Raw genomic sequence first — 16,497 nt, 5'->3', positions numbered from 1 at the left:
TTCCGTCGGCAGGAACGATGCCGTTCTTCCGAGCTGATGCCCCTGCACTAAGACGGCAGAGGAGCTGCACTAAACCTTGGTGAGCTTAGGCAACTTGGGCGGCGCGCCACCCGTGAAGCCACGCTCACGAGCCCAGACGACCAGGGACGCTCGGTTGCGCACTCCTGTCTTGCGGTAGAGCGCCGTGACGTGGTTGCGGACCGTGTTGCGGGAGAGCCCGAGCTTGTTGGCGATCCCCGCATCGGCCATGCCGCGGCACACCAGGGCCAGAACGTCGCGCCCGCGTGGTGAGAGTTGGGAGAGCTCGGAGGTCATGGCACCGTCGGGAGCGTCCGGACGTCGCAGCTTGGCGAGCTTCTCCAGCACCATCCGGCTGAACCAGGAGGTGTCCTGCATGACCGCCTCGAGGGCCGACGCGATCTCCACCTCGGTGCGGCGGTGCTCGGCCACGTTCTGCGCCACCACCAGCACGCAGGGTCCCTCTCCCATGCTCACCGCCTCGGCGGACACAAGGAGGTCCAGCAGGTCGCCCGCCCGGGTGCGCAGCTGGAGAGCGAAGTCGCGTATGCCGCCATGCAGCTCGAGGCGTCGCTCCAGCTCCTGCCCCACTGCCGCGTCAGCCCAGAGACCGAGTTCACCGGCTCCTCTGCCAGCCAGCTCCACCGCGGTGTAGCCGCTCTCCCGCACAAACGCCTCGTTAGCCCGCAGGAGGCAGCACCCGACACGCCGGGCGAGGAAGGATGGAACGGGCGACAGTTGGAAGGCCACTGCGAAGTTGCTCTCGCATTTTCGTAGAGCCTCCTCAGTGCGTTTATGGGGCTCGACATCGACAAAGGTGAAAAGCATGCAATTTGTATTGCCGACCTCGATCGGCTGCCCGGCCACCACCACCCGTTTCTCGCCGCCCCCAGGAAGCTGCAGCACGGCCTCCATTTGCGGAATGGTGCGCCCCTGCTGCAGCCGGTCCACGGCAAACTCCCGCCGGGCAGCGCCGTCCAGAACATCGATCTCATAGGCTGAGCGGCCGACCACCTGCTCCTCCGCGTAGCCGGTCATCTCGAGGAAACCTCGGTTCACCTTGATGTGGCGGTGGTCGGAGAGCCGCAGGATCACCGCGGGCGCCGGGTTCGCGCTGAAGGTGGCCTCAAAGCGTTCCTCGGCATCGAAGCGCTCGGTCTCGTCATTCAGGATCAGCACGAGGCAGTTCGGCACGCCGGCGGTGTCGTTGAGGACGAGGCTGCGGATCCGGTGCGTCCAGAGCGCCTCGTTCTCCCCGGCGGGCGCCACCTCGACCACCACCTCGTCGAACGCCTCGCCGGCCATCACCCGCTCCATCGGGTAGGCCCCCTCGGGAACGCGGTGGCGGTTGCGATAGCGCAGCTCAAAGCGGGTGCGGTACTCGGAGACGGTGGCGCCGAGCTCGGCCACCTCTTGCACACCATGCATCCGGAGGGCCGCCTTGTTGGCCCAGGCGATCCTCTGATCAGGGTCGATGAGGATCACACCGTCCTGCAAGGCCGCCAGGATAAGCCGAAGTTGTTGATAGTCGGCATTCTGATCGGAGGGGAGTTCGGTCACCTGTGATGTTCCGAAAGGGCCAGACCCATGCATGCGGTAAGGGTTAAGCAACAGGACGGGTATCTGGCACCCAGTCCACCGTGAGGGGACGCTCCCTTACGGGAGACGGTAGACTAAGCCTTCGCCTTGGACCGGGACTTGGGGGCCGGACGCTTGGCGGCAGGAGTGCGCTTTGGAGCCTTGGGTACCGCTTCCTCCTCACCCTCCTCTTCCTCCTCGTCCTCACCAGAAGCCTCAAGACCCTCCGCAATCTCGCTGAGCAGGGCGTCGGTACGCTTCTCTTCCTCGAGCGTCTCCTCCAGCAGTTCGACTGCATCCTCGTGGCCCAGCTTACTTGCCCAGGTCCGGAGCAGGCCGTAGCGGGCAATCTCGTAGTGCTCGATCGCCTGCGCACAGCCAATCAGCACGTCATCGGCCGCCTCAGTTTCGCCAAAGGACTCCAGGTCCTCCTCCATCTCAGCCAGCAGGCCCTGCATCGCCTCGCAAGTTTTGGCACGGGGCGGCTTGCCGATGATCTCAAACACGCGAACCAGCCGCTCAACCTGGACCGCACTCTCCTCCGCGTGCCTGGTAAACGCCTCCTTGAGCTGGGGCGAGGCGGCCGCCTTGGCAGACTTTTTCAAGCCACGTACCGACTGCTTCTCGGCGTAGTAAACGTCTTTCAGGGTTTCGTAGAAGGCGTCGCTCAGGGTCTTCTCGGCCATGGTCTCGGTTCCGTTGCGCAGAGAGCCAGCTGCTGATCTCTCAGTCGCAGTACAACGTGTGAGAGCGGCAAACGACCGAGGACGCCAGCACCGGAAGTCGCACCTATGTTCTTGATGCACCGCCCCAAGGTTGGGCACAGCGCTCCAGAACAGTGGCGAGCGGTGCGCCAATTAGGCACCGTACCCCTGGGGCATCAAAGGTCATGCGCACACGTCCTTGCAGCTGCCGCACCAGGACCTCCTCAATGAGGCGAAGGCCAAAGCCGCGATGTGCTGGAGCGCTAAGGACTTCTCCTCCGGCCTCACGCCAGTCAACGCAGAGCTCATCACCAACAGGCCCGGGCACAACGGACCAGTTCAGGCCGACGCGACCACGAGGTGCGGAAAGTGCGCCGTGCCTCAGCGCATTGAGCCCGAGTTCATGCAGCGCCAAACCAAGCACCACGGCCGCACTTGCTCGAAGGTGGACCTGCGGCCCATTGGCCTCCACGCGCCCTGGGCTGCCGATCCCAAAAGGTGCCAGCTGCGCCTGTGCCAGAGAGTGCAAACCTATGCTTCGTCCATGGGCGGCAACGATGGCCTTCTGTGCCTGTGCCAAGGCAAACAGCCGCTCCTGCAAGGCGGCCTGGAACTCGTCCACGGAGCCCGTGCTACGGCCAAGCCGGGCGGCAAGCGCCTGCACCGCAGCCAGGTTGTTCATGACGCGATGGTTGAGTTCACCGAGCAGGATCTGCTGGCTGGCCTCGGCCTGTGCTCTGTCACTCACGTCTCGCTGCGCTGATACCCAGCGCAGAATACGCCCGTCGGTACCGCGGGATGGATTGATCAGCCATTCATTGACGTACTCTGTTCCATCCTTACGGTAGTTTACAGCAGTGCCGAAAAAGCTTTCGCCACGTGACAGGGCTGAACGCAGCCGGTCCAGCGTGGTACGATCCGTTCTGGGCCCTTGCAAGATCCTGGGTGTCTGGCCCAGTACCTCCTCGGACTCGTAGCCAGTGATGCGTGTAAAGCCGGCGTTCACGTATTCGATGCGCGGGCCGGGATGATCAAGGTCTGCGCTGGTCACCAGGACGCCATCACTCACGGTTTCGGCAATGACCCTGAACAGGTCCAAATCCTGCGCAAACGCGCCGGAAGGCATGGCCATGTCGGAACTGACAGGCGGAGGTGGCGAGGAGGTACGATCGCCGGGTAAGGTCATTAGCTCGCACCAGAGATGGAGTGCGTTGCCCCGCACCAAGCTACTATGACGTTCCAGCAGCCTCTTTGGTTGCGGTGGGCAGCAATGATCTGAGCCCTACGACTTCGATCAAACAGGTGGTAAGAAGTTCAGCGATCCGGAAACCCTTCTAGGTTGGACCACTGCTGTCGTGAAGCCGGACACAGTACCAGCCCGACCTGAGACTGCTTCGAGCAGTCCGATAAGTCGGCCACACAGCACTCGAGCTACATGACACTGGAGTCCATTGGTGCCGTGAGTGATACTCCTTCCGTCAGCCTGCCCGCCACAGCAGCCTGACACGGCGGCTCAGCTTGCTGAGGAGCACCGCTCCTGCACCACGCTCAGAGACACGACCCTGGTGCCAAGCGGCGAGGCGACGCTCAAGCGGACTGTGGCACCTGCCTGAACCGGAACGGCCAGCCTCATTATCGCTGGTGGAGAGGCCTGAGCGGATAGGTTGAGGCGACCGGGAGCCCAAGTCGCGTTGAATTATACCGGCGCGCCTATGCCCTGACACATCATCAGCTGGTCCCTGCCTTGCAGACACGGCTTCAGTCCTTCGCCTGCGGCGGATCTGGACGGGTCGGAACATCTGCCCGGCGGAATTACCAGCCGGATGAACCAGCTGGCCTGAAGCTTCTCAGGTGCCCTTCCTCTTCCAGAGCCCTCACCCGCTGTTCGAGTTCCATCGTCTCGGCCCGGGTCGCAAGGCGATCCGCGGCCATCAAGCACTCGCGCAGCGCATCCGCGAGGCGACGTCGCCACTCTGCCCTTTCCTCGCCTTCGTCTGTGACCATGCCGCACGCCTGTACCGTCTGCCCTATCTGCCGAAACGTAGAGGCCTCGTCCGTGAGGACGAGGCCTCTACCGGCTCGGGAGGCTTGCGATCACCTCGCCCCAAAGCCGGTCCCAGTCCCACCATGTCGCCCGACCTGACACCAGCACGGAGGGCGAAGGAGCCGGAACGATTGAACGGTACATCATTATCTGAGCGCTGCAAGTCATTCCGGAGTCAGCCCCACTCGGAGCGCGGCATATTCTTTCACAGTAAGGTTTAGAGGTAGGAACGGCCGGGGAGGTGACGCGCGATGGGGGAAGTTGGTCAAGCACAATGCATGAGTTGACAAAACTTATGATCTTTATCACAGGTAATACAGGCGGGCCTATGTCCTGACACAACATCAACTCGTCCCTGCCTGGCAGACGTGGCTTCAGCCCTTCGCCTCTGGCGGATCCGAACGGGTCGGAACATCTGCCCGACGGTATAATCGATAATTGGGCCTCTAGCATTGCATACAAAGGTCATGCCTTTATTCTACTTTGACATCTGGAATGGACAGATTCCTGAGCAAGACAACGTGGGCTTGCAAATGCCCAATGTTGATGTGGCACGCCACGAAGCCATCGCTGCGCTTCTCAGCATCGCGCGTGACAGCCTGCAGCACGACCGGCCCGCCCTGGCGGTTGCTGTACGGAACGAGGAAGGCGGCGTAGTGCTTACCGCATCTCTGTTACTGACAGTGAAGCTTGGACACATCGTATAGGAAGGGCTCGTGCAGAATTTTAGCAACAGCGAGGCCGAAGTTTTTCTACTCCGCGCTGTCGCTCTCGCGACGGCACAGGGCTGGCAAGCAGGTATGGATCAAGCGTCTTATGCTAGTGATTGCCCCTACTCACATATGCTGGCTCCTTTACGCGACTGTTGGCTAGACGGGTTCAGTGTTGGCCGTGTCGAAGGTGCACCGAAAAGGGAGGGGCGAAAGTCAACTCGCTAAGTGACCGTTTGAGAATGGCTTGGCGCAGCGCGGGCGAGGTGATTCAAGCTCGGGATGTGGACCCGAGAGACGCGCCGCCGGATGGCCGAGCTTGCCCGCAAGACGAAGCGCTACCCGTCTGACTTGACGGACGAGGAGTGGCGGCGGATCGAGCCGCTGATGCCGAAACTGCCGAGGCGGGGCAGGAAGCCCTCGGTGGACCTGCGCGAGGTGCTGAACGCGATCCACTATCTGGCACGCTCGGGCGGTGGCTGGCGGATGCTGCCGGTCCACTTCGGGCCCTGGCAGACGGTGTACTGGTGGTTCAGGCGCTTCGTCTGGCGCCTGCTGTTCAGGACGATCCACGATGTGTCCTTGAAGCTGGACCGCGAGGCGGCGGGGCGGGAGGCGAGCCCGACGGGCGGCGTGCTGGACAGCCGGACGGTCAAGGCGCCCTTTGCCGAGGTGCGCGGCCACGACGGGGGCAAGCGCATCGTCGGCCGCAAGCGCCACGTCGCCGTGGACACGGAGGGGCGACTGCTGATGGTGAAGCTCACGCCTGCCGACGTGTCGGACAGTGCCGGCGCGCAGGAGATCCTCACCGCCGTCCGGAAGCGCTGGCCCTGGCTGAAGCACCTGTTCGCCGACGCGGGCTACGACCGCACCAAGCTGATGGACAAGGCGGCGTTCCTCGACTTCATCGTCGAGATCGTCCGGCGCTCCGACCAGCAGGGCTTCCGCGTCCTCCCACGCCGCTGGGTCGTGGAGCGCACCTTCGGCTGGATGATCCGCTGGCGCCGCCTCGTGCGGGACTACGAGCGACGCCTCGACGTGTCTGAAGCCATGATCCACGTCGCCATGGGCGCCCTCCTCCTCCGCAGGGTCGCCCACCGCTGAATTCTCAAACAGTCACTAAGGTTTGTCGTCGAAGGCTCCTGGCACTTGTCCGATGCGTCATTGTTCTTGGAATGCACGGTGAAGAAGCCGCCTGCGTGGACAAAGGCACTCAACCGCGCACATGGGCAGGCGCCGGCTGCTACCTGCTCCCACTGGACATTTTCTCGTCGGCGCTTAACGCTATGCTCATTCCTGCCTTGACCGAATGTGACAATCTAATCAAGGCGGAGGGGCACGCGCCGCCCGCTTCCGGCCAGGCGCTTGGTCAGCAGGTCCAGGAGGGATCGAGGTGTCGCTCATCCTTCGTGGTTCAGGCAAAGCCTCCACTGGTTCGACCCCCGGTTTTCTTGCGAACGGCGCTTCTCGTGGTGTGATTGGCCCCCTCACCGCTGCGCTTCTCCTGTTAGTTCTCGCCTTGGCTGCTGTCAGTTTCGGCTTGGCCACTTTCGAGGCGGAGCGAGGTCGAACGACCCGCATCAACGCTGCTAAGGATCAGACAGACGTGCTGCTCTCTGATCTGCGCGACGCCGAGACCGGACAGCGCGGCTTTCTCCTGACCGGTCGCGAGAGCTATCTTCAGCCATACGACGACGCGCTGCGCGAGCTGGATGGAAGAATTGCCGAGCTCATCCGCCTCGGCGAGGCGGAGCCGACGCTCGCCCGCCCAACTACCGAGCTTGGACGCCTGATTCCTGCCAAGCTCGATGAGCTCGCGCGCACTATCGCGTTGCGGCGAGAGGGCAACGCGGACGCGGCCCTGGCCCTTGTCGAGACCGACAGAGGCAAGTCGCTCATGGACGCGATTCGAACTGAGGCGGGCGCCTTGCGAGCGGCAGTGACCTCGCTCCACGAGGGGCGTAATGCCGCTACGCAGCGCTGGGTCTGGAGCATCTCGGCGGCGGCGCTCGTCCTTGTCTCGGGCGTCCTCGCCCTCGCGGTCTGGCTCCGGCATTTTCGACGCCGCGCCCTTGATGCCCGAGTCCTGGCTGAAATGGCCAACGCGCGCCTTGCCGCTATCGTCACCTCTACTTCCGACGCCATCATCAGCATCGCCGCCGACGATGGGCGGATTCTCACCTGGAACAGCGGCGCGGAGGCCTTGTTCGGCTATGCTGCCTCAGAGGTCACCGACAGGTCGGTGAGCCTGCTGGTGCCACTCGATGTGCCAGATGGGGGGTCGACCGGAGTGATCCGTCTAGCTCTGGAGGGCACGCGCGTCCACGAACACGAAACGGTTTGGCTGACAAAGCAAGGACACCGTATCCCGGTCACTGTCACCGCAGCCCGTATGCAGGCCTCCGACAGCGGCGTCATTGGCGTCTCCGCCATCATTCGCGATCTCAGGCCGCGCCAGGAGGCGCAGGCGGCGCTCGTGCGAAGCGAGGCCATGCTCCGCATCGCGCTCGACACGATCCCGCAGATGGTCTGGTCGACGCACCCCGACGGCTATCACGACTTCTATAACAAACGCTGGTACGAGTTTACCGGCGCAACGCCCGAACAGACGGAGGGAGAAGGCTGGAACCCACAGTTCCATCCGGAGGATCAGGGGCGTGCCTTGGACCGCTGGCGGCACTCCCTCGCCACGGGCGAGCCCTACGAGGTCGAGTACCGGCTCCGCGCCGCTGACGGCACTTATCGGTGGACGCTCGGCCGTGCGTTACCGGTGCGCGACCCCGTCACCCGCGAGGTCACCCGCTGGTATGGCACCTGCACCGAGATCGACGATCTAGTAGCGACGCGCCTCGCGCTTGGCGAAGCGCTGGAGGTGAAGGAGGCGCTGCTCGCCGAGGTGAACCACCGGGTGAAGAACTCCCTCCAACTCGTCTCCTCGCTACTCTCGCTTCAGACCAACAAGGCCCGCGATCCTGACTTGCGCACCGCCCTTGGCGAGGCGAGGGCACGCATTGGCGTGGTGGCCCGTCTGCACCAGCGGCTTTATCAGGGCGGCACGCACGGCAGCGTGGACCTGGCAAGCTTTCTGCGGGAGATGTGCACCGACACGTTGGCCGCGCTTGATCCAGAGGAGAGGGTGCGGCTCGACTTCGATGAGGCGAGGCCGGACGAGAGCGGAGATGGACGGCTTACCTCGATTGACCAGGCCGTGCCCCTGGCGCTGATCGGGTCCGAGTTGGTCACGAACGCCGTCAAATACGCTTTCCCTGATAGCGGTGAGGGCGTCCTGCGGGTCCGCGTACGCAACGCCCATGCGGGGGAAGGGGGGCTCGCCCTTGAGGTAGAGGACGACGGCATCGGACTGCCCGAAAGCTTTGATCCTTCCCGGTCCGCGGGCGTGGGCATGCGCGTGGTGTCGACCCTCGCACGGCAGCTTCGGGCGCGGCTCGTGGTGGGCCGGGGATCCTCCGGCCGCGGTGCGTCCTTCTCGGTGATTGTACCCGGAAGGCAGGTTCAGGAAGGTGGAAAAAATGGCGAGCATTGATCTGGGGCTTCTCTGGGCCTTGGTGCCGAGCGACCTTGGGGGCAGTGGAAGCGGCAGCAGTCCTCCTCGGTCTCTCCGCCTCCTCGTCGTCGAGGATGAAGGGCTCGTCGCGCTCGAGATCCAGGCTGGTCTGGAACTCGCTGGGCACGAGGTGGTGGGGGTGGCCGAGGACGTGGCCTCGGCGGGCGTCTTGGCCCGGACGGAGCGGCCTGACCTCGCCTTGGTCGACGTCCGTCTCGCCCGTGGCGAGAGCGGTCTTGACGTGGCGGCGGACCTGGCCGCCCTTGGGGTGCCCTGCCTCTTCGTGACGGGTAATTGCCCCGAGGGACGAGGACAGGGGGTAGCGCTCGGCTGCCTGCACAAGCCTTTCGATGAGCGTCAGCTAACGGGATCGGTTGCCGTTGCAGCCGCGCTGCTGCACGGGCACCCGCTGCCGCAACGCCTGCCAATGGGCTTGCACTTGTACGGCAGGGCAAGCTGATGCGATCACCCCCTCTAGCCATGATCGCCGCCAACTGATGTCCAGCAGTATGCTGTGCGAGCTCAACCCTTAGGCTGTTACCTCCTAGGCAAAAGAAGAACCGGCCACAAATAGAACCCCATCAAAATCAGGACCGATGGTGGAACGAGCATGCCAACTCGAGCGGCGGTACAACCTGTCCTCGTAAAGCGGTACGGTAGAACCCGGCTCTACAACGCGACAGCTCAGCATTATGTTACCCTTCAGGAACTCCGCAGATGGGCCAAAAAGGGATTGCCGTTCGTGGTAATCGATGTTGAGACCAAGCTGGAGATCACGCAAGTTCTGCTAGCCGACGATCTACCCACTCCGGCCGCCATGTTCCACTGAGCACTCAGAGTAGCTTGGCCGAACTAAGAGGTGGTTTCCACTACTACCAGCAGTTGAGGAACCCTGTTCCGGTGATCGGCTGAGCACCTCCCCACCTGTGCAGCTTTGGCGCGGGGGGAGAGGTGGACAAAAGGATCCTCGGACTGATCGCGACGGCGGTAGAGTGCTGCAAGGAACGCCGCTCCTGTAGGCGCGGCCATCCGCCTGCATCATTGGTGCGGGTGCTGGCTACCCTGCGGGTGTTCCTGCGCGAGGGTACGCCTTGGCGGAGCCTGCGGGCGACAACAGAGAGGGCCAGCGGCTCGACCCTGCGCCGTTGCCTGGCTGTGTGGTCACGCACGGGCCTACTGGGGCGGGTCCATGCTCTGCTCATCCGCCTGCTGCGAGGCCACCCCGACCTGATCCTCGACAGCTGCTCAGTGCGAGCCAAGCGCGGCGGCGACCTGACCGGCCCGAACCCGACGGACAGGGCCAAGAAGGGTAGCAAGTACCATGTCGCGGCCACAGGCGACGGGCTGCCGGTGGCGTGCGCCGTCACCGGCGCTAACGTTCCTGACCCCCTGCTGTTCGAGCGCCTGTTCCTGGCTGCTTTCGCTATCCTGGTACGCACTCGCACGGTACTCGCCGACAAAGGCTACGACGCCGAGCGGCATCGCGAGCTCTGCCGCAAGCTCGGTGTCCGACCTCGCATCCACAAACGCGGACGGGTACCCGGCTCAGGCCTGGGCAAGCGGCGCTTGCAGTGGAGCGCACCAACGCCTGGCTGCTGGAGAACAGGCGACTGGCGCAGCGCTATGATCGCTGCGGCTTCATCATCCAATCCCTGCTCCAGACCGCATGCATATTCCTGGTTGCAGGACGCCTCGCTTAGGAATTCTGAAGACCGCGTTTTAGAGACCAGTCGCACAGGTTAGGTATTGTAAGTATCAAATACTGCTAAGACTTTCTCAGTAGAATGTTGGGGTTTCAGTCTCAACGAGCTGTCTAAGGCTACGCGGTCATTCGGTGCTCCTCCCGATCGTGTGGAGTGGCAAGCAGCACCTTCTTGTCTCGCACTCAAGCGATTGGCGTAGCTAAGTTAGCGTGGTCGTAACGCTCTCGACAGTTCCTCAGGGGAGTACGGCTTACGTAGAAGTTCGAACCCCTGGGTGCCTTCGCTCGCGAGCACATGGCTGTAACCGCTGGTGAGAACAACCCTAAGGTCCGGCCATCGGCTGTGGATTGTCCGTGCGAGATCCACACCATTCATGCCAGGCATCACCACGTCCGAGAACACGACGTCAAAGTCGTCCGCATTGTCCTCTAACTGGTGCAGTGCGGATGCCGCATCCGAGGCCCAGACGGCGGTGTAACCGAGGTCCTCAAGAAGCTGCCGGGCAAACTCACCGACGGTGGTGTTGTCTTCCACAAGCAGCACGCGCTTGCCTTCGGCTGCCTGTGCTTCGTCGGTCGCTCCATCCGTCATCAGCGTGTGACTGGGTGTCGCTGCAGCCGCCGGCAGGTAGAGCGTAAACGTGGTGCCGTGACCAACTTTGCTCTCGACCTGAACCTCCCCCCGGATTGCTTGGCAAACCCGTAGACCTGCGACAGCCCAAGGCCAGTTCCTTTGCCAACCTCCTTGGTGGTGAAGAACGGCTCGAAGATCCTGTCCAGCATCTCTGGGCTGATACCGGACCCGGTGTCGGAGACCGACACCGCCACAAAGTCGCCCGGAGCTCCGGCATGGCCACGTGTGGGAGGTACCGATGAGGTTTGCTTAACCTTGAAGGTCAGCCGGCCTTCACCGTCCATTGCGTCGCGGGCATTCACGGCGAGGTTGACCAGAGCGGTCTCAAACTGGCTCGGGTCAGCCTGCACATAGCAATTCTTGCGGCCATCCTCAATCGAGACTGCCACACGCCCCCCCACGATGGTGCGAACAATCTGGGATAGATTTCTAATCCGATCGTCTGCGGCGAAGATCTCCGGCTGCAGAGGTTGCCGGCGTGCAAAGGCAAGGAGTTGTCCTGTCAGTCTCATCGCACGGTCGACCGTGTCCGAGATGGCCTGCATGTACCGCTGACTTTTTTCTGGCGGCAGGTTCGGTCGCTGCAGCAGCCCGACCGAAGATCGGATAATGGTTAGCAGATTGTTAAAGTCGTGCGCGACACCACCGGTGAGCTGACCCACAGCCTCCAGCTTCTGGCTCTGCCGCAGCATCTCCTCCTGGTGTCGGAGCTGCTCGGCGCGCCGCGCTACCTCGACCTCGAGTTGCTCGTTGAGACGCCGCAGCTCGGCTTCAGCCCGCCGGCGCTCCGTCAGATCGAGCATGGCGCCGATTATTCGCGAAGGTTCGCCCCGCGAATCGCGCACCATGAAAGCACGGTCCAATACGTCGGCGTAGGATCCATCAGCCTTGCGAAAGCGGTACTCGTCGGACCAGTGGCTTTCAGTCCCTTTGATCACGCTCTGGATGGAGCCGTAGACACGTTCCCGATCGTCGGGGTGGATGTGCTCAAGCCACCATTCACCACCTGAGCCCACATCCTCCGGCGCGTAGCCATAGGCGTGCTGTAGAGCCTCGTTCCATTCAACTCGATTGTGCCGAAGGTCCCAATCCCAGATGGCATCGTTGGTGGCCCGGACAGCAAGACGATACCGCTCGCTGGTTTCATGCATGTCCTGTGCGGCAAGCTTTTCGACCGTAACGTCATTTGCAATACCAGCCACCCGGAAGATAGCACCGTCTTCTCTCCGAATAGGAAAGCCGGTATCTCGAATCCACCGCACCTCTCCATTTGGGCGGACGATGCGGTATTCGGAGGTCTGCGCCTCGCCCTTGAGGAGGAGGGGAAGGGCTTTAGACGCTTGCTCCCGATCGTCGGGGTGCACCCTCTCGGCCCAGTGGCCGAGGTCTTGCATGATCTTGTCCCGTGCTTCACCCCAGACCTGCTCATAGGCCGGACTGAGGTACTCCAGGTGCTGCATTCCAGCATCAACAATCCAGAGAACGTCGGCGGAGTTCTCGGCGAAGCTATGGAAGAGCGAGTGATTGGCGCGCAACTGCTCCGCAGTGTCGACCTGATCGGTGATGTCGCGCGAGGAGGTCAGAAGCAGAGGGGCCTGGTCAGCGCTCTCTGGCAGGAGCGTCACCTGAACGTCCCACCAGCGGATCGAGTCAGTCGCCGTGGCGGACCAACCCTGGAAGCGGCTGGGTAGACCGATTGTCGCCCTACTCAGCGCCGCTCTGACTTTGTGACGCTCCTCCTCCGGCCAGAGCGACACCCAATCCTTTCCCCTGATATTCTCGAAGTGCTCAATCCCAAGCAGTGCCAATCCTGAACTGTTCATGAACACTATATGCCCATCAAGGCTCAGCAGCTTCAAACAGTCGGGATTGCTTTCCATCACGCTCCGCAGAAGCGCTTCACTGGCTTGGAGCCGCTCCCCAGCCACGTGCTCCGCCGTGCGGTCGCGGACGATCTTCAGATAACCCAGGTGTTCGCCTGTTTCGTCATCCTCGAGCCTCGTCATGGAGCCCGAACCCCAGAAGCGGGAGCGGTCCTTCCGAAGATGCCAGCGCTCGTCCACCGCTCGTCCACTGCGCCGGGCCTGTGCCATCTCCTGTTGACAGGCTCGCACCGCCTCATCTGCGGGCGTGAAGATAATGGTGGCATGCTGGCCTACGGCTTCGGCCTCCAGCCAGCCCATAAGGCGTTCAGCAGCGCTGTTCCAGCTGATGATGATGCCATCGAGGTTAGTGGTGAACACCGCAAAGTCGACAGCGCTCTCCAGGGCGAGTTGGGCCAGCCGGCTGTCGCTCAGCTGTCGCGGCCCGGAGGAGTTAGCGAGAAAGCTGCTCATCGGTTCCGTTCACGCAGGAGATCTCCATGCTGTCCTGGAGCAGGACAATAGGCTCACCGTTGGCACGCTTGAGCAGCCTTGAGGCCGTGCGCACGACTTCGCTGACGCTCGGCTGATGCCTTGACGCGATGAGCGTCGTATTCAGCGAGCGTAACGCAATGTAACTGTTGTGTTAACCAGGACAAGTACTGCTTCTTAAAATCGCAAGCTTACGGCAAGCTTACAAAACGCTAAGCCACGGCTCGGCAATGACGCAAGAGGGAGGAACGTTACGGCGCATAGGGTGGATGAGGTGCTGTTGGAGGATTGCGTGCGAGCACTCAGTCGATGGCGAGGAGTACCAGCCATGGCTCGAGGCGGCTGATAAGCAGCTTGTTTCGCCTCCCACTGGCATTTCTGCAGAAGCTGCGGCCACAGTGGCGGCGTGATGAACCGGCTTACGACGAGGTGGTTGGCATCGCGTATCTCCTAGCAGATGGCAGCGAGCGGTTCGACGCGGTGCTGGCAACGTGCGGATTAGTGAACAGGCTTTTAGTAACGTAAGCGGGATGAAAGCTGGGTCTGTCACTCTGCCTCCATGCAGAGAGGCAACACCATGTCTGGCAACGAGCAGGACCTTCGGGCGAGCATCGACCAAGCCTTACGCAAAGCGTCGTTGAGCCTGTTCGCTCAGGACCAGGAAACGCTCCTGCGCACCGCTATCTTGTTGCGCGAACAGGCCGCTGCGAAGGCAGCACCTAAGAAAGTCTTGGCGCCTGCCTGAACCGGTACGGCCCGCCTCGGTGATGCTAGTCGAGAGCCCTGACCGGGCACGTAAACCCTCCCGGTGCACCGGTGGTGCGATCACGGAGGAGCGGGATCTGGTGAAGCGGCAGTAGCCAGCCTTGGCCATGCCCACCGGCATGAACATCGACCTTCGGCTTGGCTCTCCTACCTTCTTCGGGAACGCTTTGTCTCATCCTGCCGACTTGGAGAAGCGTTCATTTGCGATGCCGCTAAGCCGTTATCTTCCTTTTAAACAGCTTCGCTCATCGTGTGCGTCAACAGCAACGAGCCGCGGCGGGACGCTAAATGGCACTGCGTGACGCCGAACCGCTGCCGGATCTACAAACAAAACTGAGCTCTCCGTCCGCCATGCGCTGGATGGCTGCTCTGGGAGCCGGCCTGTTGCTCGGGCTGCTTGCGGCCGGTGCCTTCGTCGTCGCGGAAGCCCGCAACGACACGTGGAACCAAGCCGAGCAGGCGTCGGCTAATCTTGCGCTGGCCCTCGAGCGCGAGATCGCGCGGAACATCGCCCTCGTTGATCGGTCCGTGCAGGGGGCGATCAGAGCCCTGCAGCGGCCCGGCTTGGACAAAGCCGAGCCGGAGGTGCGGCACATGGCCCTCTTCGACCGCACCGCGGGCGCGGAGTATCTGGGCTCGCTCCTCGTGCTCGGGCCAACGGGAGAGGCGACCGCGGTCTCGACCGCGCTGACGCCGCCGTCCTACGACTTCGCCGACCGTGAGTACTTCACCGTCCACCGGGATCAGCCCGAAACCGGTCTCTTCGTCAGCCGGCCTCTTCGGAGCCGGGTGGGGCATCCAGGCTTCAGTATCGTCCTCAGCCGGCGCGTGGCCGACCGCGAGGGACTGTTCGCGGGGGTGGTCGCCGGCGCCGTTCAACTCGCCTACTTCAACGACCTGTTCAGCAAGATCAATCTTGGCCGCGGTGGCTCGGTGACCCTGCTCAGCACCGCCGGCCGTGTCCTGACCAGGACGCCCTCGCGCGACGAGGACGTGGACCGAGACCTGAGCGGAACCTCGACCTTCCAGCGCTTCCTGAGCGCTCCCTCCGGCAGCTTTGTTGGGAAGGCCACGCTCGACGGGGTAACCCGCCTGTACACCTTCCGGCACGTGGCCGACCTGCCGCTCGTGCTCAGCGTGGCGGTATCGGTGGATGAGGTCTTTGCCGCCTGGGAGAGGAAGGCGATTGTCATGGCCTTGATCCTCGGCACGCTCTGCGCCGCGCTGGTCGTGCTGTGTGCGCTGTTCCGCCAGGAGATGCGGCGCCGGCTCTTTGTAGAGAGGCAGTTGATCGAGGCCGCTCACACCGACGGGCTCACGGGGCTGGCAAACCGGCGGCACTTCGACGAGGTCCTCGCGCACGAAGGGCGGCGCGCCGCGCGTGAGGAAAGCGCTCTGTCGCTGCTCATGCTGGATCTGGACTGCTTCAAGGCCTTCAACGACCGCTACGGACACCAGCGCGGCGACGCCTGCCTGAGGGCCGCGGCCGGGGTTCTTGCTCGGGCGGTGCGCCGACCCGGCGACCTGGCGGCGCGCTACGGTGGAGAGGAACTCGCGGTGATCCTGCCGAACACCGACGAGGCCGGCGCCCTGCACCTGGCGGAGACGATCCGGACCGGCATCGAAGCGCTCGGGTGGGAGCACGAGGGCAACCCGGCCAAGGTCGTGACGGTGAGCGTGGGGTGCGCCACCCTTCACTCGCGTGCGATGTCGCAGGGCCACGAGGTGGAGAGCCTCATCGCCAAGGCGGATCAGGCTCTCTACGAGGCCAAGCGCCTGGGCCGCAACCGAGCGGTCAGTTCGTCGGACCTGCCCAAGTCGCCGCTGCCCCCGTCCCTCCCTGACGAGGAGCGGCGGCTCGCGGCCGTGGCCGCCTACCACAGTGAGGACCATTGCGGCCACTCCGAAGCACTCGATCGGATCGCGCGCCTGACGGCCGGTCTGCTCGGCGCCCCGACGAGCGTCATCTCGTTGGTTGGACGGGACGAGCAGTTCTTCGTGGGCCGTTACGGCCTGGATGCCGTGAGCACGCCGCGGGAGGTGGCATTCTGCGCCCACACCATTGCAGGAGACCTTCCCCTCATTGTTCCGGACGCGACCACGGACCCGCGCTTTGAGCGGAACCCGCTGGTCACCGGGGCGCCCGGGATCCGCTTCTACGCGGGTATGCCGTTGGTCAGCCCTGAGGGTCAGCACCACCTGGGTGCGCTCTGCGTGCTCGACTGGACGCCACGGGCGGGTTTGGACGCGGCCCAGCGCGCTCTTCTCGCCGACTTGGCAGCGTTGACGGTGGATGAACTGGAGCGCCAGCGGGTGAGCCGGCCGGCATCGAACCCAGCGAGAATCGCAAATGAGACTGAAAACAGCAGCTGCGAACCTTCACAGGCTACAGCCAAGCGAATATAGTTATCATATCGCAACTA

Annotated in this window: 13 protein-coding genes; 8 read left to right on the top strand and 5 right to left on the bottom strand. The window is 63.2% G+C overall.

Features of this window, described 5'->3' with window-relative positions:
• Window positions 1-69: 69 nt before the first annotated feature.
• The 3 genes from EAH89_RS21810 to EAH89_RS21800 form a co-directional block, all read right to left on the bottom strand.
• Complete coding sequence (locus tag EAH89_RS21810) at window positions 70-1,578, bottom strand: helix-turn-helix transcriptional regulator (protein WP_241667141.1); 1,509 nt, start codon at window positions 1,576-1,578, stop codon at window positions 70-72.
• A gap of 113 nt (window positions 1,579-1,691) precedes the next feature.
• Window positions 1,692-2,282, bottom strand: coding sequence for a YciE/YciF ferroxidase family protein (locus EAH89_RS21805; protein WP_140885824.1), 591 nt, complete (start codon window positions 2,280-2,282; stop codon window positions 1,692-1,694).
• Between the two features lie 103 nt (window positions 2,283-2,385).
• Window positions 2,386-3,432: an HWE histidine kinase domain-containing protein gene (locus tag EAH89_RS21800; protein WP_161993709.1), complete on the bottom strand. Its 1,047-nt coding sequence runs from the start codon at window positions 3,430-3,432 to the stop codon at window positions 2,386-2,388.
• Window positions 3,433-4,811: 1,379 nt separating this feature from the next.
• On the opposite strand from EAH89_RS21800, the gene EAH89_RS21795 reads away from it, so the two are divergent.
• From EAH89_RS21795 to EAH89_RS33535, 6 genes are all read left to right on the top strand, one after another.
• Entirely contained in the window at window positions 4,812-5,051 is a 240-nt protein-coding gene (locus tag EAH89_RS21795) for a DUF6894 family protein (protein ID WP_140885822.1), read from the top strand.
• Between the two features lie 285 nt (window positions 5,052-5,336).
• Complete coding sequence (locus EAH89_RS21790; RefSeq protein ID WP_140885821.1) at window positions 5,337-6,158, top strand: IS5 family transposase; 822 nt, start codon at window positions 5,337-5,339, stop codon at window positions 6,156-6,158.
• A 289-nt stretch (window positions 6,159-6,447) separates the two neighbouring features.
• Entirely contained in the window at window positions 6,448-8,598 is a 2,151-nt protein-coding gene (locus EAH89_RS21785; protein WP_140885820.1) for a PAS domain S-box protein, read from the top strand.
• The gene (locus EAH89_RS21780) at window positions 8,585-9,079 is read left to right on the top strand and encodes a response regulator (RefSeq protein WP_140885819.1); all 495 of its coding nucleotides are present in this window, start codon (window positions 8,585-8,587) and stop codon (window positions 9,077-9,079) included. Before EAH89_RS21785 ends, EAH89_RS21780 begins: the two co-directional genes overlap by 14 nt.
• Before the next feature lie 150 nt (window positions 9,080-9,229).
• Window positions 9,230-9,448 (top strand): polyhydroxyalkanoate synthesis regulator DNA-binding domain-containing protein, encoded by a 219-nt coding sequence (locus EAH89_RS33540; protein ID WP_140885818.1) that lies wholly within the window; start codon window positions 9,230-9,232, stop codon window positions 9,446-9,448.
• A 122-nt stretch (window positions 9,449-9,570) separates the two neighbouring features.
• Window positions 9,571-10,362 (top strand): transposase, encoded by a 792-nt coding sequence (locus tag EAH89_RS33535; protein ID WP_140885817.1) that lies wholly within the window; start codon window positions 9,571-9,573, stop codon window positions 10,360-10,362.
• A 164-nt stretch (window positions 10,363-10,526) separates the two neighbouring features.
• Here EAH89_RS33535 and EAH89_RS32245 read toward each other — a convergent pair whose 3' ends face one another.
• Window positions 10,527-10,913, bottom strand: coding sequence for a response regulator (locus EAH89_RS32245; protein WP_206667640.1), 387 nt, complete (start codon window positions 10,911-10,913; stop codon window positions 10,527-10,529).
• The gene (locus tag EAH89_RS32240) at window positions 10,913-13,291 is read right to left on the bottom strand and encodes a PAS domain-containing sensor histidine kinase (protein WP_206667639.1); all 2,379 of its coding nucleotides are present in this window, start codon (window positions 13,289-13,291) and stop codon (window positions 10,913-10,915) included. Before EAH89_RS32240 ends, EAH89_RS32245 begins: the two co-directional genes overlap by 1 nt.
• Before the next feature lie 595 nt (window positions 13,292-13,886).
• On the opposite strand from EAH89_RS32240, the gene EAH89_RS31470 reads away from it, so the two are divergent.
• Window positions 13,887-14,054, top strand: coding sequence for a hypothetical protein (locus EAH89_RS31470; RefSeq protein ID WP_161993708.1), 168 nt, complete (start codon window positions 13,887-13,889; stop codon window positions 14,052-14,054).
• 308 nt (window positions 14,055-14,362) lie between these two features.
• Window positions 14,363-16,480 (top strand): diguanylate cyclase, encoded by a 2,118-nt coding sequence (locus tag EAH89_RS21750; RefSeq protein WP_140885816.1) that lies wholly within the window; start codon window positions 14,363-14,365, stop codon window positions 16,478-16,480.
• Window positions 16,481-16,497: the final 17 nt, after the last annotated feature.

This window comes from Muricoccus nepalensis (assembly GCF_006438825.1).
In the GTDB taxonomy this organism is placed as follows: Bacteria; Pseudomonadota; Alphaproteobacteria; order Acetobacterales; family Acetobacteraceae; genus Roseomonas; species Roseomonas nepalensis.
The sequence above is the reverse complement of the archived record's forward strand: the minus strand, read 5'-3'. Positions and strand labels throughout refer to the sequence as shown.